Genomic DNA, 18,960 nt, shown 5'->3' on the forward strand with positions numbered 1-18,960 from the left:
AAACAACGAAAAGCATAACCTGAACCAGCTTGCATATATATTCTATATATGGTATTTGCTATCAAAAAGCCATCTTGTATTTCATCTGGGCGAGGATACTTTTTGTCCGACAAGTCAGACAAAAATACCTCGTTAGGGATAGTCCCTAAAACCCCATATTTATTATACAGCCTAAAAAATTACTGTATTTTTTCCATAAGAACCAAACACTAATAACTCAAACGCATCTTTATTTTCAAAAAAATACCCTCCTTACTGGTTTGTCCAGTAAAGAGGGCACATATCAAAACCCTTCTCTTTTTCTTTTATAGAACTTTTGCGTTATATACTTCTTCGGGCTTAGCGGCCAATAGTCTTGCTGCCATATCTTTTTTCATCTGAATCAAAGTAGTCTCTTCTTCTTCACTTCTATCTTCTTTTCTTGATAATTCAATAAATTCTTTTAGTACAAAACCTGGCTTTATGGTTATAACGACTGTTTTATCTCTATACTTGAATTTAAAATAATATCTTCCATGGGGACTTTCTAAGACTTCTTCAGCTTCTTTTAAATTAATATCAACGGAAATTCTACCACCTGTTACGCATCTTGTTACCATTTCAAAAGCATCTAGCCCTCCCGGTCCCGGAAATGCTGTAATAAGATATATCTCTCTTCTTTCTAATAATTTCCCATCATCTAAAAGTGGAAAGGCTCTACTCATGACTTGAAATGCATGAGCTACTCCCCCGGGATAACCTACACCATGATAGTTTAGTAAATCATCAAAGCTATATTCTAATTCATGTCCTTTTTCTAATACTTTTATTTTATCCATGTTTCTTCCTTTCTTGTTAAAACTACTTCCTCAATATTGTAGCAACTTCATCATCTGATAATTTGTAATCATATACATATTCAAAGAAATTCTTTAACTCTACTTCCATGTCCATATCTGAAAACAATTGTGGATACTGTATTTTTGCAGCCCATTTAACTGTAAGCGGAGTTTCAACCCCAGGAGGATCCCACCTATAAACACCTATAGGAATTTTGTATACTTGTTTGTTAGCTACAGCTTTAATTGTTGACCAGTCTCTACCTTCCTGCTTATTTTCAATAAAGTCTTCCGGCATTAAGTCTGAATGATTTCCTAAATAAATGATATCAGGGTTCCATACAATCATCTGCTCCATGTCCACTTCAGCCAATTTACCCTTAAGCTCGTGGGCCGGATTATAGGCTCCACTTGGTTTCATCCAATGGTCGTATGTTTTTACAGCTATTTTCATGTCACTATAAAACTCTATAACTTTTGGTTTATCTTCATCTTTTATTTCAGCTAACTTTGATGTTACTTCATTAATTCCTTTGTCCATATATTCAACTAATAAGTCGCCACGTTCTTTCTTTTGAAGTACTTCAGATATCATTTTTATATTTTCTTTTATACTGTCAAATTCTGCCCTCTTTAAAGCTACTACCTTAAGTCCTGCAGCTTCCATTTTTTCAATTTCTTTCTCAATATTCGAATAAATAAACACTACATCCGGTTTTAGCTTCAATAACTCTTCCACGTTAACAACTGAGTCTTTTGAACACCATTTAGTATTCGCATTAGCTAGTTGTGGATACATGTTTTTTAAAACACTTTCTTCAAAAGCTTTAATAGAAGATGGGTTGCATCCTACAATTTTATCTGTCTTTCCATCAATTGCATATATTATAGACGGAAGAGGCTTGTCCACCGTTGCAATTCTTTCCGGTGTTTTTTCAAATTTAATCGTTTTTCCTCTAACATCAGTAACCGAGTATTCGCTTTCTTTTACCTCTTTAACTTCTTGCACTTGACTAGCTTCTTTTTCGCTGCCGCCACAAGCATTTAAAATTAATGCTAGTACTAAAAATAATAATAAACTAATCCTTCTTTTCATTTTTCCTCCTTTGAAAATTATACACTTAGTGGATAAACTCCAAACAAATCTGCAACTTCTTCTCTTAATATATGAGGTCTTTGTCTAAGAGCTTTGCCAACTTCTATCTTTCTTTCTAAATCAACTTGATTAATTCTTTCTTTTAATTTTCCTTCTTGTTCACTCCTTTCTTTAGCAGAGTAAGGTTCTTGATATAGGGTTTTAATAGCTTCATTAATTTCATCTTTTGAATTAAAGGTTCCCAGTACAGAATCTATAAAAGGAAAGGACAGAATATATGCATATGCCGCTTGAACCAAAGTTTGGTCTTCTTTTATACGAATAGCGTTAAATATATCTTCATAAAGCAACAAGTCTCCTGTTGCCAGCGGATTCATAGCTATTGTCCCTATATCTTTTTCATGAGTCTTCATTATTCCTTTTAATCTGTATTTGGAATTAATTATATTAAAGCCCTGTAAACTATAATCAAATTTATACTCCCCAATCATCTCAATTAGTTCTTTATTTTGTAAGTGTGAAGAAAAAGTAATATGCTTAATAAGTCCTTCTTCTCTTGCTTTTTCCATCTCTCTTATAGCTCCATAGTTTTTAGCTCCTCTCCATTCTTCAAAAGATTTTACACCCCAAAGACAAGTAAAGGAGTCAATACAACTTATTCCTAAATTCTTCAAAGAATTTTCAAGATTTTTTCGAAATGTTTTAGAATCTCCGGCATGTGTCTTTGACATAATATAAAATGGTTTTTTATGCTTCTTCATTTCTTTTATGGCTGTACCTAATATAAGTTCTGAACAATTGTTTCCATAAGTATCGCCGGTTTCAAAGAAATTTATTCCTTGTTTATATGCATAGAAGAAATTTTCTGCATGTTTATCTATATCTTGGGGATTCTTTAAGTGATGACTTCCCATAGATATTCTTGAAATTTGTATGCCTGTAGATCCTAATTTTCTATATTCCATTCATTAACCTCCTTCTAACAGTTCTATATGGCTTTATAAGGTGCAACTGTTTTGTATTCAACTTCTTCTGCTTGAAAAATTAAAATTTTAGCTTTGATCTGAAAATACTTTTGTAAGTTATCTTCAGTAATGGCTTTCGAACTTTCATCAAAGGTTGTTTTGTAGTCACTACCGATAAACAAAGTTTTGTCAGATATCTGCAATGCATGACTAGGAAAATGAGTGTTTATTATGCAAGCAGATTTTTTATTTACATTTATATGTTTAATTGCCTCTATGATTCTAATTTGATTCTTCATATCCAGGTTTGATTCCGGTTCATCTAAAATAAGAAGTTTTGGATTAGAAACAAGAGCTCTCGCAATCATAACCATTTGAAGCTCTCCTCCAGATAGCTCATCACAGTATCTATTTGATAGCTTTTCAACTCCTAATTCTTTTAAAGTTTCATAAGCTTTATCATAATCTTCCTTCGTAGGGATATGGAAAAAACTGTTTTCCTTGTCTAAACCCATCACAACCATTTCTAAAACCCCATAACTAAACACACTTTTCTTAACTTGAGGAACATAACTTAAGTTTTCCCATAATTCTTTTTCTGCATATTCATTTATATCTTTGCCGAACAATAAGGCTTTTCCCGTGTCCCATTTTAAAAACCCCATAAGACACCTTAAGAAAGTAGTTTTACCCACCCCATTGGGTCCAAGAATGGACATTACTTCTTCTTCTTTTAAATCAAATGAAATATCTTTTAAAATTTTTCTCTTGTCATATGAAAAAGTACCTTTTTTAACTTGGAGTATCATCTTCTTTCTCCCGAATTCTTTCTAAGTATAGTTATGAATAATGGCGCACCTATAAATGCTGTTAATATTGAAATGGGAATTTCATTGCTTGTAGCTGCTCTTGAAAGGGTATCTATCAGTAATAAATAAATTGCTCCCATAACACAACAAGTTGGAATAAGGTACCTATTATCATTTCCGATAACCATTCTCGCCAAATGGGGAATTATTAAACCTATCCATCCTATAATTCCACATACAGAAACTGTAGTTGCAGTTATCAATGTTGAGAGTAAGATAACCACAATACGTAATTTTTTTACATTAATTCCTAAAGACCTAGCCTCATCAGAATCTAGAGATAAAAGATTCAATTTCCACCTTAATAGAAAGAAGCCGAAAATACAAGGTATTATTATTATTGAACAAATAACAAGGTCTCTATAGGATACACTTGCTAAACTTCCCAGCAACCACATAGTGATAGTTGGAAGCTTATCTTCCGGATCTGCTATATATTTAATAAATGATATTGAAGCATCAAATAGTGACTTTACAATTACTCCGGATAAAACTAACACATACAAATCTGTTCGTTTTTTTACTCTGGATAGGTTTAAAACTATATAAACTGCTAAAAGCCCCAGAAGCAAAGAAACATGCTGAGTCACTATCATGTCTAGGGATAATAATATAGATAAAGCCGCCCCAAAACCTGCTCCTGAAGACACCCCTAGTAAGTCCGGGCTAACTAAAGGGTTTGAAAAAACAGTTTGATATGCTGCTCCTGCCAGTGATAGCCCTGCACCTACTAAAACTGCCATAAGTATTCTAGGTAGTCTTATGTCAATTACTACACTAGTTTCATGTACGCCTAAGCCGCTAACATCTCCGGTTATTGTTTTGTATATAATCATAAATGCTTCATAGGGGCTAACCGGATATCTTCCTAAACAAATAAAAGTTAGTATTAAAAGCAATAGCAATACAAAGAGAACCAATATGCATAATTTTTTATTCTTAAAGAAACCTTTCCCCATTTATCCACTCTTTCTAATTAATAGTTATATTATAGCACTTGCTATATTTGAAAGTCAAGGATATTGATACGCATATTCATCTTTAAAATGGTCATCATCATACTCTTCATATACATAATAATAATTTAACCTAAAATGCACATTACCAATGTACGCATCTACCATTGTTGTGTTAGCAGTCGGTTTTTTAGTGTAGGCTTAGATAGTTAGGCTTGCTGGCAAAAAAGATTCTTAGTAAGTAAATTCACTTTTGGCAATAACACATTTTTCATTTAGGTATGAACTACAAAATTCTAAAAACTTAGCTCCTAATTCATCTGCTAGCTCTCTTTGTGTGCTAGCCAAATCTACAAACTGATGTGCCTCGTGAGGTAGATCACGTCGCCGATTTTGATATCTGCTAGATCCTCGGGCGCGATCGGCGTGGTTAAAATTTTCTTACTCATAGCGCGAACTCCTTGTGCGATTTTACGGCAAAATTTAGCTGCTCGTCCCAGACGATGTGGCCTTTGCGGTGCGACCAGCAGCCCACGTTTACGGCGACGGCGATGACGCTTGGGTGGCGGGCGCAGTTTTCGATATGCACGCCCATCACGGAGCTCGCGCCGCTCATGCCTTGCGGACCCAGGCCGATTTTATTTATGCCCTCTTCGAGCAGCTTTTCGGTTAGAGCCGCGCGGTCGTTTGGATTGCGCGAGCCAAGCGGCCTCATCAGTGCTTTTTTGGATAGCAAGGACGCCACGTCGATCGAGGTGCCCACGCCAACGCCCACTAATAGCGGCGGACAGGCGTTTATGCCGTAGCTGGTCATTATATCCATCACAAATTTCACGACTCCCTCGTAGCCCATGCCGGGCATTAGCACGGTCGCCTTGCCAGGCAGGCTACAGCCGCCGCCCGCCATATAGGTGTGGATCTCGCACTCGCCGCTATCCGGCACGATCTCCCAAAACAGGCTAGGCGTGCCCTTGCCGACGTTTTTGCTGGTGTTGTACTCGTCAAAGGTCTCGACGCTGTTGTGGCGTAGCGGAGCCTCTCGCGTCGCCCGCAGTACGGCTTCGCGCAATAGCTCTTCAAGCTCGCCGATGAGCGGGAAATTTGCGCCGCAGCACACGAAAAACTGGATCACTCCCGTATCCTGACAGGACGGGCGGTCTAGCTGCTTTGCAAGGCGCTGGTTTTCAAACATCGTTTTGTAGATCTCCTTTGCCAGTGGCTGCGTTTCAAGCTCACTAAGCTCCAGCAGCTTCGCCGTCACGTCGTCAGGCAGCACCTTGCCCGTGTAGCCGACAAATTTCGCCATGACCTCGGTCATCTTTTGCACGGCTTTTTCTTTATCCATCGCTTCTCCTTTGTGAAATTTTACTTTCAAATTTTTCATAAGCGCCCGCCAGGGCGCAACCCGCAGCGTAGCAGAGCAGATCGGCGAAATCAAACGTTCCGCCGATCATTACTTTTAAAATTTTATTTTCTATGCCTAAAATTTGCACTGCGCCAAAATACTGCGCTAGCTCCAAAGCCGCTGCGAACGCGAAAATTTTAAGCGGCAAATTTAAAGGCGGCACGCTAAAAGCAGCCCGCGCCAAAGCGTAAAGTAAGACGACGGCCAAAACGTCGCCCACGTAGTGGCGCACGAAGCCGCCCTTTACGCAGATCGCGATGTAAATTTCAGCCGCTAAAATCAAAACCGCCGTGGCTAAAAACGCTAGCCTAGTTCGCGTGCTTTGTCTTGTTTGCGCCTTTTGCTCGCGCTGTTTTGCGTCCCTCCGTCCAGCCTTTTGCTCGTTTAAATTTTCCTCTCGCAACGCTTTCCTTTTAAATTTAGCCTTCAAATTTAGCTGCAAAAACCACGTTTCAAATCAAAAGTGGGCCAAAACATCACATTTTTCACTTTGATTTGAAACGTAAATTTTTTAATCTTTTTATTATCGTTTTAAATTCAAAAAATACTTTTAAAGATCCTTGCCGATATTGCGGCGATGGCTTTAAAAGAATAAAATTAGATAATCTTTGATATAATTGCTTGGAAAATTTCAAGAGGTGTTAAAATGTCAAATATCCAAGAGAAATATATACGTGAAATTAACACATCTGATTCCTTTTTCGACTCTTTAAGGCAAGACTATAAAGGTTTTGATACATGGATAGCGAAAAAAGCGGACGCTGGCGAAAAAGCATATATACTCTTTGATAATACCAAGATAGTGGCTTTTTTGTATCTAAAAATAGAAAGCCCAATAGATAATACGGATATAAGTCCGGCACTTGACACAAATGTGACATGGCTAAAGATAGGAACTCTTAAAATAGATGCGCATGGGACAAAGCTTGGAGAGCGTATTATAAAGAAGATTTTTGATTTTGCCGTAGCAAACAACATTTATAATATCTATGTAACGTCTTTTGAAAAACAAGCACCTTTAATAAAATTATTAAAAAGATATGGGTTTGTCCAGCATGGCAAAAAAATCAATGAGCTAGTATTAACAAAAAATATACCAACTCATGTGCAGGCGCTAAAAAATGATATACTGCTGGACTATCCGGCTATTAATGCGACAAGCGACAAATATCTTTTAAGTATATACCCAAAATATCATACTGGTATGTTCTCGGACTCTATGCTAAACACAGAAAGCTATGACATACTAAAAGACATGTCTGAATCAAATAGTATTCATAAGGTGTATATAACGGAAATGAAAGGTGTCGAGCAACTCAAGAGAGGCGACTGCTTGCTCATTTATAGAACAAAAGATAAAAATGCCCAAAGCGCGAACTATTCATCGGTCGTAACCTCTTTGTGCGTTGTAGAAGAATATAAAGATTTATCCAGTTTTAGTGACTTGTATGATTTCATCAAGTACTGCAAGCCTCATAATATATTTACTGATGATGAATTAGAGAATATATTTATCAAAAAAAGTTACACAAAAATAATAAAAATGGCATACAATATATCATTTAAAAGACGTGTTATTTTAAAGAAGATTAGAGAAATTATAGGTCACGAAGAAGCCTACTGGGGTTTTGTGAAGCTTACAGATGAGGCTTTTTTTGCAATTTTAAAAGAAGGTTTAGTAAATGACAGCATTATTATCCATTAAGCCGGAATTCGCTGAGGCTATTTTTGATGGTACGAAAAAATTTGAGTTTAGAAAGGTAAAATTTAAAAAAAACGTTAATAAGATTAAAGTATATGCCACAAAGCCAGTTGGAAAAATTATAGGAGAATTTATAGTTGATAATATTTTGGAGGCAAGCCCAGAAGAACTATGGAGTAAAACAAGTATGGATGCCGGTATAGATAAAGAAAGATATCTAAAATACTTTAATGGCAAGAGTACCGGTTTTGCCATTAAGATTAAATCCGCAAATAAATATAAAGAGGCAATTTGTCCTTATTTGCAATACCCAAATTTTGTGGCACCACAATCGTTTATGTATATTGGATAAAAAACTATGAATAAAAAAAACTCAATCGCATGGCCTATAGCAATTTGTGCAGATTCTGATATTGCAGACAAAATAGAAGCTATACTTCACATCAACCTGTTTTTGCCAAACAATAACGAAAACTCATATATTGAAATTGGGGTATTGGTATCCAGGAAAGAATACAATAACATTAGTAGAAACTTTAACATAAATATCACACTCCCTTTTAAAATATACAAAACTGATTTTATAGACATCAAGGATCGCTTGTGTGATGGTAAAACCATAAACATGATATTTAACGAAGAAACACATCTGGATAAAAATAAATCAAGTTTTAGATTAAAAGAGTATGACCTTGGTAATATTGAGCTCTGTAATACCACCATCAACAATGATACAAGTATTACAATGAGCGTAAAGGAACAACAAAAAAATAGTTATTTCAGATTTAGAGTTACAAATATTAAGGATAAAATATCTGACACAATGCTCTCAGATACTATGGCTAACCCTTTTATTAAAGCTATAAAAATCACCGGCATATCTATAAATTTGGATAGACGCTTTACAAAGCAAATAGATAATAAAATAAAATTTAAGGAAATTAATACATTTATTATACTAGATTCTACTACGGAACTACTAGAAAAAAATAAGTCAATAAAAAGTTTTAGGGTTTTGGAGGATGATTTGTGGCGTGAATATATAGGTTATGATACCGATTTAAATATGACGGTCTATCAGTTTAAGGAGAGTAATCTTAGTGGTGGGTGCATAGAATCGTATCAACTCTTTTTAAAAAGCCTTCATCATAAAAGTTCAAAATTTGAAAAATACAAATTCCTGTTATTCGTGGTGTTAGTAACCATAGCGTCTAATTTTATTTATGGCCTTATAAAGTGATTTTTTAAATGATATTCTATGACCCCTCAATTGTCTTAACATCAAATCACATTTGGCCTATAAAGGCAGAGATACAGAATAAATATACATTATATAACTATATCAAAGATGCAAAAACATACTACCCCAATTTTGATATTTGGTATTTTACAAATGTGCTGCCGTCATTAAAAGACGGAACAAAAAAAATTATAACTTCCTGCGATGATAATAATCTAAGGGGTCTTGCTATACTAAAATATAACGAAAAAAAATTATGCCACTTATCTGTTATGCCCCCTTATAAAAATAAAGGATACGGAATAAAACTTTTTAAACAAAGCTTTATGGAATTAGAAACAGAAAAACCATTTCTCACGGTGTCGGAAGAAAAATTAGTAGAGTTTAAGCGCATATTTGAATATTTTAGATTCGAACTTACTGATGTTATAGATGGCTACTATAGAAAAGGTAAGAAAGAATATTTTTATAATCAGATATAATCCTACCCCTCAAACTCCAGATCAATCATATAGCTTGTAGTGTTTAGATTATGCGATACGCTTTTAATACTAAATTTTACATTTTCAAGTCTGGTTACGCCGGTTATTTTTAGTTTTACGCCGGCCCTTAGCTCTCTACCAGTGGCGGTAAGCTAGCCGTTTATTCCGCCGCGTTGTAGTTCGTTTGGCTTGGCTTCGCCCTTTTTAAGGCTTCATTGTCTGATTTTGGCTTGGGGATATTTAGCTTATAGGTTTGCTCTCCGCCGCCAATCTTCGCTTGTTTATCTTTACCGTCTTTGCTATTGTGCCACTGCGCTATTACGGCTTGGTAGCTGTTGCGGTTTGCTTCTGTGATCGATAGGCTCTCGCACTCGAATTTAACCGTTAAATTTGACCAGCGCACGGACATAAATTTAGAGATGATTTATCAGGCTCGCGTTATACGCGGCGCCGAAACCGTTGTCGATATTTACGACGCTGACGCCGTTTGCGCAGCTGTTTAGCATCGCTAGCAGAGCCGCCAGCCCGCCGAAACTCGCTCCGTATCCCACGCTGGTGGGTACCGCGATCACCGGCACGCTAACAAGACCTGCCAGCACGCTAGCTAGCGCGCCTTCCATGCCCGCCACCGCGATCACGACCTTTGCGCCGCGTATTTGCTCTAAATTTGCGATCAGCCTATGCAGCCCGGCCACGCCCGCGTCGCTAAATTTGCGCGCGTCGTTGCCTAAAAATCGCGCCGTCTCGTACGCCTCCTCCACGACCGCGCCGTCTGCGGTGCCGGCAGATACTATCGCGATGTAGCTTTGCGTGAGCGCAGGCTCTTTAAATTTGACGCTGATGATGCGGCCGCGAGCGTTAAACTCCGCCTGCGGTAAGATTTCGCGCAGCCGCTCAAAAACCCGCTCGTTCGTGCGCGTGATTAGGATATTTTGCCCTCTCGCGCCGATCGCCTCTGCGATACGCAAAATTTCATCATCCGTCTTGCCCGCGCCGTAGATCACCTCGCCCGCGCCGTTTCGCAATGCGCGCTGGGTGTCGATTTTGGCGCAGCCCGCGTCGCTAAAAGGAAAATCCCGTAAAAACTCTATCGCTTCGCGCTCGCTTTTTTCGCCCGATTTTACGGCGCGGATGAAATTTAAAGCCTCATCTTTCGTCATTTAAAATCTCCCCGCGAAGCCCCTTTAAATCAAGCAAAATATCATACTCGCCAAGCGCGGCGATCTCGCGTACGACGGCGCTAAAATCTCCCGCGCAAAAGCGCCTAGTCTCGCTCGCACCCATTTGCAGCTTAAAGGCTTTGCCGTCAAATCGCGCGCGAATGTTTAAAAATCCGTGCGAGATTAGCAGATTTTCGGCTCGCTCCACGAGCGAAATTTCCTCCGCGGAAAACTCCCTATCGTGCGGCAGGCGCGTCAGAAGGCACGCGTAGCTGGGTTTGTCCGCGGTCGGCAGTCCAAGCTCGTGGCTAAGCTCTCTAATCTCTGATTTTTTGAGGCCTTTAAGCGGCGAAAGCACGCCAAGCTCGTCTTTTGCTTTAAGCCCCGGGCGGTATTCGCCAAGGTCGTCTAAGTTCGTACCGTCGGCGATGTTTGTAAAGCCTAGATGCCTTGCCAGCTCGATTAGCCGCGTAAAAACCGCCTTTTTGCAGACGTAGCAGCGATCTTGCGGATTATTTTTTACCGCTTCGGGCGCTTCTAGCTCTAAAATTTCGTGCCTGATGCCGTAAGTACGGGTAAATTCTACCGCCTCTTTTATCTCGCGCCCCGACATATAGGGCGATTTTAGCGTGATAGCTACCGCGCGCCGGCCTAGCGTATCGGCGGCAACGCGCAACAGTAGCGAGCTATCCACGCCGCCGCTAAACGCTACGGCTAAATTTTCCAGTTTTTTTATATCATTTTTTAGAATTTCTAGTTTCGTCATATTTTTTTAAAGTCTCGTTTCTAACCTCGCGGATCGTCGTTTGAAATCTCTGCGCGGCTTTTTTGCAGTCCTCGAATTCGGGCTTGATTTTTAAAATTTCGGGGTAATTTCGGGCTAAATTTTCATCCGCCGAATTTTGTTCGGCGTTAAAACCGCAAACTCGGCCGCGCGAAATTTTAAGCCTTATTTTGCCGTATTTAGTCTCTACCTCGCAAAACTCGCGCGCAAGCTCCGTTTTCCTCACGGCGCACTCTCTAACTCCGATCGCCGTCGTATGCGCGAAAATTAGCCCCTTTATCCGCGCGGCGTCCTGCTTGCGGCACAGCGCGTTTAGCTCAAAGCCCGCGCGCCCCTTTTTCATAAAAATAGACCTGCTAAATACGTCCAGCGCGCCGCTATCTCGCAAAATATCGCACGCAAAGGCAAAGCTCTCGGCGTCCATGTCGTCGATATTAGTGGAGATTAAAATCCGCTCGCAAAGCTCGCCATAGCCGATCTGCACGCTCAAATTTGGCTCATCTTTCAAGCCTAAATCCTCGCTCGTTTCGCAAAGTATCACGCGAAGCGCGTTGGCAAAATCCGCGGCCTCTTTGTCGCCCGCGCCGTAGCCCGTGCTTAAAATTTTAAAATTTTGCGGCGGCTCGCGGCGGTCTTGCTCCCTTAAATTTAGCGCGCAGGCCTTTAAAATCGCCGCTCCCGTGGGCGTAGTCGTCTCGAAATTTGCCCGCCCTAGGCTTACTTGCGCGCCTTTTAAAATTTCGCAAACAGCAGGCGCCGGTACGGCTAGCCTGCCGTGAGCGCAATGCGCAAAACCGCCGCCAAGCTCGATAGGCGAAGCAAAAATTTGCGGCGCGCCCAAAGCCTCCAAGCAGATAGCCGCGCCCACTACGTCCGCGATGCTGTCTGCGGCGCCAACTTCGTGAAAATGTACTTGCTCTACGCTAGTGCCGTGGATTTTAGCCTCGGCTCGCGCGATAACGCTAAAAATTTCGCTTGCCGTTTTTTTTACAAAAGCGCTTAGGCTAGAGCTCTCGATAAGCTCTAAAATTTGCGTGAAATTTCGCGGACGCGGGTGGTTTTGGGCGGGCTTATCCGCTCTAAATTCGGCGCCGTGAATTTTGCCGTTTAAATTTTGACGCGGGCTAAATTTAGCGCCTAAGAGGCCAAGCGGAAGCTGACCCCGATTTGCCGCGCAAACGACGTCTATTTTGGTTGCGGAGATACCGCATTTTAGCACTTTGCGCTTGCGTAGGTAAAATTCGCTAGCTAAATTTAGCTTAGCAAGCTGGGCGCAAAGATAGCTAAAATCCGCGCCAAGCTCAACCAGCGCGCCTAAATTCATATCGCCGCTAATACCGCAGCTAGCATCATAGTATAAAATTTTAGCCATACTTAAACCTTAGGCACAGTCATAGAACCAAACGGCAAGATGGCTATTTTTGCGTCCGCACCCTTTTTGCTCTCGCCTAAAAAGACCATCTCGTCGTGTTTGGAGTCGTGATCGTGAACTTCGCCTTTGACGTTAAGCTCCGCGTAAATCTCTTTGCCGAAGATCATCTCGTACTCATCGAGCGTGCCCTCTCTGTGGCAGCCGGTGGCGATGATGAAAATTTTATTTTTATCGCGGATTTTCGGGTAAATTTGCTTTAAAACTTTTGCTGTCGGCGTAGGTCTCGTGCCGTCGTTTACGATGACGACGATCTTTTCATCGCCCGCGATAAACTCATCGAAGCTTTTTTGATTTATCGGATTTGCCAGAGCCTTTGCGATGAGTGCCGTTTCGTCGAATTTAGCCACGGGGTTGGGGTTAAAAACTCCCAGTAAATTTTTTTCCGGAACGCTTAGGTCGATGATATCATCTTTGCCGTAGCGAATAGGAATTTGCACGTTTGTTCCTTAAGTATAATTATTAATTTTTTATCTTAGGATTATATATAAATTTTTCTTTTAAATGTATTTAAAAAGGGTATTCAATTTTTAAATTTATAGAGCGGATAAAATTTATTATGGTTCTTTGTCAATAGTAGGGGTGTAAAAACACCTCTATCTATTGCAAAGACGTAAATATATCAATTTTCTAAATCTTTCATAGTTTCTTAGTCCATAAGATACTCTTTTTATTACTTTTATTTTGTTGTTATTTCCTTCTACAAACCCATTGTTTATTTTATATTCTACTATATTTATTATCTCTTTTTTCCAACTTGTTATTGTATCTGCTAGTTTTATACTTTGCTTTATATTAAATACTCTCAATTTTTCAATTAATTGCTCTATTCTCCTTCTCATTGTCTTTACTGTCTTGCTCTCAAACATCTTGTAAAATTCTTTTATTATTCTATACATCTTTTTCAATGTCTTATCTACTTTTAATATCTCTTTTAATATTTCTTTTTGTCTTTGACTAAACTGACTTATTGGGCTTTTACTTAGTATTTTCCAATATTTTTTTAACTTCTTATACTTTTCATTGTCTTTGTTAAATAATTCTACTCTTAAATCTCTTAATGCCCATATCCCTTGTCTTATTACATGATATTTATCTGCTACTATTTGGGCCTGAACTATATTACTATTTATTTTACGCTTCTAAATGGCTTAAACATATCCATTACAACTACTTGTGGTTGTATTTCAAATTCGTTTATTATATTTTTTATTGTTTGTGAATGTCTATTTCTTAATATATCTACTAGTTTACGGTTTTTATCATACATCGCTAGCTGATATTTCTCTTTTTCTATATTTCCTTTAAATTCGTCTATATATATGACTGATGTATCTGGAGAGGCTTGTCTTTTTAGGGCGATTGCATTTTATGATGGTGATATCAAGCACATTTATTTTGTTGCGGAGACTAAAGGGTCTATGAACTCTATGCAACTTCGCCAAATAGAAGAGTCCAAAATTCACTGTGCAAAGGAGCATTTTAAGGCTATTAGTAATGATAGCGTGGTCTATGACGTTGTGGATAGCTATAAATCGCTACTGGATAAAGTTATGAGGTAAAAAATTTATTGGGAAGTTAGGTTGCAGTATAAAAGATCTTGTGCAATATTCCAAAAATGGTTATTGTGCTACTCCTTTTGAGGGAAAATTTGACTGCCATTTGTCAATATGGAAATCTGAGGTGATATTGCTTAAAACTCTACAAATAAAATACTCAGTATGATAGAAAATCACAGTGACTGACTTAATCTTGCCAGTTTTAGTTCGAATTAAATTTAAATATACAATTATCTTAACCAACCCATCCTTGTAAATTTATATAAATTGTAGTATTATACTCCTAAATATTTAAGGATAAAATACTATGTACATCAAACGAGCCATAAGCGACGAAATAAAAGAGTATATGAAAAGCTTTCCTGTGCTTTTGATAAGCGGAGCTAGACAAGTTGGCAAATCAACCCTTGCTTTAAATTTAGATATACCAAACTACATAACACTTGACGATATAAATATATATGAAGCAGCGAGAAACGATCCAAAAGGCTTTATAGAGCATTGCGATAAGCCCATAGTAATAGATGAGATACAAAGAGTGCCCATACTGCTTTTAGCAATAAAAGAATTTGTAGATAAAGATAGAACAAACGGGCAGTTTATACTAACTGGCTCTGCAAATTTAAAAGGCTTTAAAGATATATCAGACTCACTTGCTGGTAGGATAGGCATAGTGGAACTCTATCCGCTTTCTCAAAAAGAGTTAAGCCATAGTGATGAAAATTTGATAGATATTTTAAGTGGCGATATAAGCCATCTTGCGCTAAAGAAGTATGACAACGACGGCTTATCTGAAAAGATCATAAATGGCGGCTACCCGGAGATCACAAAGATAGGCTCAGAGAAATCAAAATACCTATGGTTTAGCTCGTACATAAGAACATATATAGAATCAGACGCCAAAGAGATAGGCAACATAAGAAATATGGATAAATTTATCACGATGTACCGCTTGTGTATGCTAAGAAGTGGCAATATCTTTAATAAAAACGAGCTATGTCTAGAGTCTGGGCTTGACAATAAGACATTTGATAGCTATTTTAGCGTGCTTGAACATACATATCAGATCCAAAAGCTGCAACCGTATTTTAATAACGCTCTAAAAAGGCTCATAAAAACACCTAAAATTTTTGCTACCGACACAGGGGTGCTGGCACACTTACTACAAATTTCTTCAGCACAAGAGCTTGCAAATTCTTCATATAAAGGTGCTATATATGAGACATTTGTATTTGATGAGCTACTAAAGGCAAATACAAGTAGCAAAAAAAGAGCAAATATATATTATTATAGAACGAGCGATCAAAAAGAGATAGACTTTATCCTTGAGATATCAGGCAAACTCATAGCCATAGAGGTCAAGTCCTCAAAAACTATCAGCAAGGATGACTTTAAGCACATTCATCATCTAAAAGAGAATTTGCAAAGTAAATTTGATAAGGGCATAGTTTTTTATGCTGGAGATACGGCTATAAAGCTAGATGACGATATGTTTGCATTGCCGTTTGGATTTATGGGGTGAGAGATGGCCAAGAAGATACAATGCTAATAATTTGGCTTCTATAACAGCTTACGATAATCTACCTTCCCAAACCATCATACCCTGACTTTACACTCTGTTCTTTAGTCTCTATCATATTCGATGGTTGTTTTGATTGCTCTACTCCAAAATTCTTATCAAGTCCTTGATCGTATAGCTCTTGCTTTGTTATTTTTAGTGAGCCAAATAATATATGATCCTCTGTTAGATATATCTTATCTGTTTTATAACGCTCCTTTAGCTTATTAAAACCTTGCATATCCTGCCAATCTTTCATATATGTTTTTATATTATAAATTAAGCCTTTATAGTTAATCTTAGCTATATCCGATAGATATTTTTTAAAGTTTTCTATTCTATTGATAAATACCAAATAGTATCTATTTATATCTAGATGGTCATCAATACCTTTTACGAAGCTTTCATATTCATTTTGTGTAATACCTAGCTTTTGAATGAGATCATCATTAAAAAACCCAGTTTTTATCTTTCTAGCTGCTTCATAAAATTTATCTCTAATGTAGATATATGGAGTATAGTGTCTATTTTGGCTAAAAGAATAGGCTGTGTTTTCTTCTGGCAAGTATAGATATCTGCCACTATTGCCAGAAAGTATTTGATGATTTTTATATTCTTTAAGCACAGTACTCTCGTCAAAGTATTCTATTAACTCTTTTATAGAAATCTTTGATGATATAGCCTGATAGCTTGCTCTTTTAATATGTGAGTTGGTATCTTTTGGTTCATGGCTAAGCTCATATTTTCTTTGATTTTGTAAATCTTCATATATGGCTTTAATATCCATATTATTAATATCTGTTTTTAAGCCAGCATCTTCAATGGCTCTTGTATTATCCAAAGTTTTTCCACGAATGCTTACAACCTCAGATCCTGGCACTGGAGTGTAGTGAAATTTACTAGGATATAGGCTGGAGTTATTTACTATGTTACATAACCCAAGCTCTCTTGTTATCTCTTTTATGTATTCATCATATTCATTTAAGCTTGGAGCCTTTGTTGTGGGTATGATGAGTTTAAATTTCTCTAATTTTGTATCCGGTGCTTGATAGGTGGTTGGGTATATGAAGCCTTTTATTCCTTTACTTTGTAGTAAATTTTGAGCATCATTTGCAGTAAATTTAGAGTTATCTATATCATATATAAGCGTAGGAGTTATGCCATCAATACCGCTAGCTTCTTCACTTTTATCTTTGAAACTTGCCACTGATATAGCTGAATAGTTTTTAAGTATTGATTTTAGATTGTATGGCTCTATTTGTATCGTTTTCCAGCTATTTAACACTTGAGCCTTTAGGTCTTTATTTGGCGCGCCAAAGTCACTGCTTACGCTTAATGTTATCTTTGGCTCATTTTTATTGGCTCGAAGTTCTATAAGCATTTGCTCTAGCTCATTAACTACGTGAAATAACGCTCCTTTTCTGCCATTATAGACTATCTTACACATTAGATCAGTTAGATTATAAGTTCCCTTAAACCCATCCACTCTTACTTTATATTTGTCATTTACCATTTCAGGTTTTGCGGTGATGTTAAATTTTGCATTGATCATAGGCAAGAATTCTCTTATATCCACTGCATTAAGTCTCTTTGCCCTATCATAGTAGTCTTTTTTGAAACTCTCGTCTTCTTCTATCATTCTTAATAGATAATCAGCTGTAGAATTTTTAGCATCAGCTAGTAGCTCTTCAACACTTATATTTTGCTCTTTTGTATTGGCTTTTGGCTCGATCACAACATCTGTTTCTATCTTTATCCGTGTATCTTTTTCTTTGCCTTTCTTAACCTTTTGTGCTGCACTTTTAAAGCTTTCATATTGTTTATTTAGTTGGTCTTCATCCATGCCTAAAGGCTCTATATTATTTAGACCATACTTGTTAGATAAGATGTCATTAACCACTCTTTTAAATTTCTCTGCTGATTTAGCCATAACAGCTTTTACTTGTTGCTTGGCTGCACCTTTTGTATATATGACTCCACCAGTTTTTACGCTATGAGTAAATTTCATATTTTCAAAAGAGACTATCAGATGAATATGAGGCTCTCTTTTTAACGGTTCGCCATTTTTATGTTTTTTATTTAATACTCTGTTTTCTAGTGCCCCTTCTGGGCGAGGAATATATGGCTCTTCTTTGATTATAGGCAGATGAGCTTCAGCATAAAAAAGTAGCTCATCTATGTCGTGATTTGGGAAAGTTAGCCTCAAAAAATCCATTATAAACTCATCTATATTGCCACTTTCATATAGCTTGTTCCACTCCTCTGAAGTAAAAGACAAGGATATATGATAGTAGTTATGTTTCTTATTCTTTTTATTGCTCTGGTGTTTTTCAGACATCTCGATAAGATCTAAATTTCCAGCTAGTATCAATCTATCATCTTTTTCATCTCTAGTTAGCTTTGAATCTCTTTTCTTGCCAGTTTTTAGATAATCAGCTATGCCTTTTTCTCCCTTTGAGATCTTAACTATCATATCTACTCCTTATTAGGCTTAAAATTTCAGTTAGCACTGATTGAATTTTGTACAAATCTTCTTGTGCTCGCAGTATCACTTCTAAAGCTATATTACCACTGGTCTTATAAGCTATATTTAGTTTCTTTGCTATTTGATTAATGTTATTAAAAGGTCTAGCAAAATTTGCAATGATTGCTGGATATAGCTCTTTCTTTTTTATGGATTCAGAATTTACAGTGCCATTATCTATAAGATAGGAAATGATTTCTGATCTTGACATATCTAACTCTAGAGCTATTTTAGATAACTTATCGTATTGTTGATAAGTGATCCTTGCGGAGAGCACCTTATCCTTGACATTTTTTGACATATGATATCCTTTCATAAAATGTGATAGCGAGAAGAAGCGTTTTAACGCTTCTTACATCTAGCATTGTAGCTCTCGGCAGAGCAAGATTATACAAGGTATGAAAACGAAGTGT

22 protein-coding genes and 1 pseudogene are annotated in these 18,960 nt (G+C 37.6%); 6 read left to right on the forward strand and 17 right to left on the reverse strand.

From position 1 onward, the window contains the following. Window positions 1–160: 160 nt before the first annotated feature. The 8 genes and pseudogenes from CVS95_RS09975 to CVS95_RS04965 all read right to left on the reverse strand — a co-directional run. Window positions 161–246: pseudogene (locus CVS95_RS09975) on the reverse strand (TetR/AcrR family transcriptional regulator); the annotation flags it as partial. A gap of 59 nt (window positions 247–305) precedes the next feature. Beyond that, on the reverse strand, window positions 306–818 hold the full coding sequence (locus CVS95_RS04930; protein WP_034965947.1) for a hypothetical protein: 513 nt from the start codon (window positions 816–818) through the stop codon (window positions 306–308). 22 nt (window positions 819–840) lie between these two features. Next, window positions 841–1,914, reverse strand: a complete 1,074-nt coding sequence (locus tag CVS95_RS04935) for an ABC transporter substrate-binding protein (RefSeq protein WP_009649437.1) — start codon at window positions 1,912–1,914, stop codon at window positions 841–843. Window positions 1,915–1,931: 17 nt separating this feature from the next. Continuing rightward, on the reverse strand, window positions 1,932–2,879 hold the full coding sequence (locus CVS95_RS04940) for an aldo/keto reductase (protein ID WP_009649659.1): 948 nt from the start codon (window positions 2,877–2,879) through the stop codon (window positions 1,932–1,934). Between the two features lie 23 nt (window positions 2,880–2,902). Continuing rightward, window positions 2,903–3,688, reverse strand: coding sequence for an ABC transporter ATP-binding protein (locus CVS95_RS04945; RefSeq protein WP_009295486.1), 786 nt, complete (start codon window positions 3,686–3,688; stop codon window positions 2,903–2,905). Next, entirely contained in the window at window positions 3,685–4,707 is a 1,023-nt protein-coding gene (locus tag CVS95_RS04950) for a FecCD family ABC transporter permease (RefSeq protein ID WP_103574085.1), read from the reverse strand. Before CVS95_RS04950 ends, CVS95_RS04945 begins: the two co-directional genes overlap by 4 nt. A gap of 442 nt (window positions 4,708–5,149) precedes the next feature. After that, on the reverse strand, window positions 5,150–6,049 hold the full coding sequence (gene ttdA, locus CVS95_RS04960) for a L(+)-tartrate dehydratase subunit alpha (RefSeq protein WP_103574086.1): 900 nt from the start codon (window positions 6,047–6,049) through the stop codon (window positions 5,150–5,152). Beyond that, a complete protein-coding gene (locus tag CVS95_RS04965) occupies window positions 6,042–6,512 on the reverse strand; it encodes a DUF2809 domain-containing protein (protein WP_107695780.1) in 471 nt (156 codons plus the stop codon). The genes ttdA and CVS95_RS04965 overlap by 8 nt, the downstream gene beginning before the upstream one ends. Before the next feature lie 243 nt (window positions 6,513–6,755). Here CVS95_RS04965 and CVS95_RS04970 point away from each other — a divergent pair, with 243 nt between their 5' ends. The 4 genes from CVS95_RS04970 to CVS95_RS04985 are packed head-to-tail and all read left to right on the forward strand — an operon-like array spanning window position 6,756 to window position 9,533. Further along, window positions 6,756–7,814: a GNAT family N-acetyltransferase gene (locus tag CVS95_RS04970; RefSeq protein WP_009295492.1), complete on the forward strand. Its 1,059-nt coding sequence runs from the start codon at window positions 6,756–6,758 to the stop codon at window positions 7,812–7,814. Further along, window positions 7,792–8,163 carry an ASCH domain-containing protein gene (locus CVS95_RS04975; RefSeq protein WP_103574087.1) on the forward strand — a complete coding sequence of 124 codons (372 nt, stop codon included), beginning with the start codon at window positions 7,792–7,794 and terminating at the stop codon, window positions 8,161–8,163. The genes CVS95_RS04970 and CVS95_RS04975 overlap by 23 nt, the downstream gene beginning before the upstream one ends. Window positions 8,164–8,169: 6 nt before the next feature. After that, window positions 8,170–9,051 carry a hypothetical protein gene (locus tag CVS95_RS04980; RefSeq protein WP_234400010.1) on the forward strand — a complete coding sequence of 294 codons (882 nt, stop codon included), beginning with the start codon at window positions 8,170–8,172 and terminating at the stop codon, window positions 9,049–9,051. Between the two features lie 8 nt (window positions 9,052–9,059). Continuing rightward, on the forward strand, window positions 9,060–9,533 hold the full coding sequence (locus CVS95_RS04985; RefSeq protein WP_103574089.1) for an N-acetyltransferase: 474 nt from the start codon (window positions 9,060–9,062) through the stop codon (window positions 9,531–9,533). Between the two features lie 160 nt (window positions 9,534–9,693). On the opposite strand, the gene CVS95_RS04990 is transcribed toward CVS95_RS04985, so the two are convergent. The 7 genes from CVS95_RS04990 to CVS95_RS09980 form a co-directional block, all read right to left on the reverse strand. Further along, window positions 9,694–9,942 (reverse strand): hypothetical protein, encoded by a 249-nt coding sequence (locus CVS95_RS04990; RefSeq protein WP_009295498.1) that lies wholly within the window; start codon window positions 9,940–9,942, stop codon window positions 9,694–9,696. Window positions 9,943–9,946: 4 nt separating this feature from the next. Next, window positions 9,947–10,693, reverse strand: coding sequence for a nickel pincer cofactor biosynthesis protein LarB (gene larB / locus CVS95_RS04995; RefSeq protein WP_103618888.1), 747 nt, complete (start codon window positions 10,691–10,693; stop codon window positions 9,947–9,949). Further along, window positions 10,680–11,459: an ATP-dependent sacrificial sulfur transferase LarE gene (gene larE / locus CVS95_RS05000; protein ID WP_107695781.1), complete on the reverse strand. Its 780-nt coding sequence runs from the start codon at window positions 11,457–11,459 to the stop codon at window positions 10,680–10,682. Before larE ends, larB begins: the two co-directional genes overlap by 14 nt. Next, entirely contained in the window at window positions 11,431–12,849 is a 1,419-nt protein-coding gene (larC, locus tag CVS95_RS05005; RefSeq protein WP_103618889.1) for a nickel pincer cofactor biosynthesis protein LarC, read from the reverse strand. The genes larE and larC overlap by 29 nt, the downstream gene beginning before the upstream one ends. 2 nt (window positions 12,850–12,851) lie before the next feature. Continuing rightward, window positions 12,852–13,346 (reverse strand): lactate racemase domain-containing protein, encoded by a 495-nt coding sequence (locus CVS95_RS05010; RefSeq protein ID WP_230862241.1) that lies wholly within the window; start codon window positions 13,344–13,346, stop codon window positions 12,852–12,854. Window positions 13,347–13,502: 156 nt separating this feature from the next. Then, complete coding sequence (locus CVS95_RS05015; RefSeq protein ID WP_103618890.1) at window positions 13,503–14,039, reverse strand: DUF1722 domain-containing protein; 537 nt, start codon at window positions 14,037–14,039, stop codon at window positions 13,503–13,505. Then, on the reverse strand, window positions 14,036–14,176 hold the full coding sequence (locus CVS95_RS09980; RefSeq protein WP_413784119.1) for a hypothetical protein: 141 nt from the start codon (window positions 14,174–14,176) through the stop codon (window positions 14,036–14,038). Before CVS95_RS09980 ends, CVS95_RS05015 begins: the two co-directional genes overlap by 4 nt. A gap of 52 nt (window positions 14,177–14,228) precedes the next feature. On the opposite strand from CVS95_RS09980, the gene CVS95_RS05025 reads away from it, so the two are divergent. After that, window positions 14,229–14,468 carry a hypothetical protein gene (locus tag CVS95_RS05025; RefSeq protein ID WP_103618891.1) on the forward strand — a complete coding sequence of 80 codons (240 nt, stop codon included), beginning with the start codon at window positions 14,229–14,231 and terminating at the stop codon, window positions 14,466–14,468. A gap of 304 nt (window positions 14,469–14,772) precedes the next feature. Beyond that, window positions 14,773–15,987: an ATP-binding protein gene (locus CVS95_RS05030; RefSeq protein WP_103618892.1), complete on the forward strand. Its 1,215-nt coding sequence runs from the start codon at window positions 14,773–14,775 to the stop codon at window positions 15,985–15,987. Window positions 15,988–16,045: 58 nt separating this feature from the next. On the opposite strand, the gene CVS95_RS05035 is transcribed toward CVS95_RS05030, so the two are convergent. Beyond that, window positions 16,046–18,496: an aminotransferase gene (locus CVS95_RS05035; RefSeq protein WP_107695783.1), complete on the reverse strand. Its 2,451-nt coding sequence runs from the start codon at window positions 18,494–18,496 to the stop codon at window positions 16,046–16,048. Continuing rightward, the gene (mobC, locus tag CVS95_RS05040) at window positions 18,486–18,848 is read right to left on the reverse strand and encodes a plasmid mobilization relaxosome protein MobC (RefSeq protein WP_084109992.1); all 363 of its coding nucleotides are present in this window, start codon (window positions 18,846–18,848) and stop codon (window positions 18,486–18,488) included. The genes CVS95_RS05035 and mobC overlap by 11 nt, the downstream gene beginning before the upstream one ends. Between the last annotated feature and the right edge of the window lie 112 nt (window positions 18,849–18,960).

It is taken from the genome of Campylobacter concisus, assembly GCF_003048905.1.
Taxonomy (GTDB): Bacteria; Campylobacterota; Campylobacteria; order Campylobacterales; family Campylobacteraceae; genus Campylobacter_A; species Campylobacter_A concisus_V.